The sequence below is a fragment of the Mycobacterium sp. E796 genome, from assembly GCF_001672815.1.
Taxonomy (GTDB): Bacteria; Actinomycetota; Actinomycetes; order Mycobacteriales; family Mycobacteriaceae; genus Mycobacterium.
The window spans coordinates 1-588 of the sequence record NZ_LZKK01000277.1 but is presented as its reverse complement, the minus strand read 5'-3'; the positions used below and the strand labels follow the sequence as shown (position 1 = coordinate 588).

Annotated in this window: 1 protein-coding gene and 1 pseudogene; one reads left to right on the top strand and one right to left on the bottom strand. The window is 65.8% G+C overall.

The features are described 5' to 3' along the window. Nucleotides 1–5: 5 nt before the first annotated feature. On the top strand, nt 6–119 hold the full coding sequence (locus A5706_RS32475; protein ID WP_369831928.1) for a class I SAM-dependent methyltransferase: 114 nt from the start codon (nt 6–8) through the stop codon (nt 117–119). Between the two features lie 27 nt (nt 120–146). Here the strand turns inward: A5706_RS32475 and A5706_RS21245 are convergent. Beyond that, nucleotides 147–588: pseudogene (locus A5706_RS21245) on the bottom strand (class I SAM-dependent methyltransferase); the annotation flags it as partial.

Below are 588 nucleotides of genomic sequence, written 5' to 3'. Positions count from 1 at the left end.
AGGCCATCGCGATCCAGTCGGAGAAGGTCTACGACCGGTACATGAAGTACCTCACCGGCTGCGCCAAGTTGTTCCGCCAGGGCTACACGGACGTCAACCAGTTCACGTGTGAGAAGTGACCGGCGGCGCCGGCGCCCGGGACGTTACTTGGCCAGGGTGAACTGGGTGAAGTGAACGACCTCGTGGGTCAACGGGGTGCCCTGGGCCCTGGCCTCTTTGAAGGTCGGACGCGAGATGGTGTGCAGCAGCATGACCCCGTCGGCCGGCAGCACCCGGTAGGCCATCTTGAAGAAGTGGCCCCACCGTTGGCGGCCGAAGTGCTCGAAGGCGCCGATGGAGACGATGCGGTCGACGGGCTCGTCGAACTTCTCCCAGCCCTCCAGCAGCACCTGCGCTGAGCGGTTCGTGTCCAGCCCGTCGAACATCTGCTGGACGTGCTCGGCCTGGTTCTCCGACAGCGTCAGGCCGACGACGTTGACGTCGTACTTCTCGATGGCGCGCCGCAGCGTGGCGCCCCAGCCGCAGCCGATGTCGAGCAGCGTCATCCCCGGCTCGAGCCCGAGCTTCCCCAGCGACAGGTCGATCTTG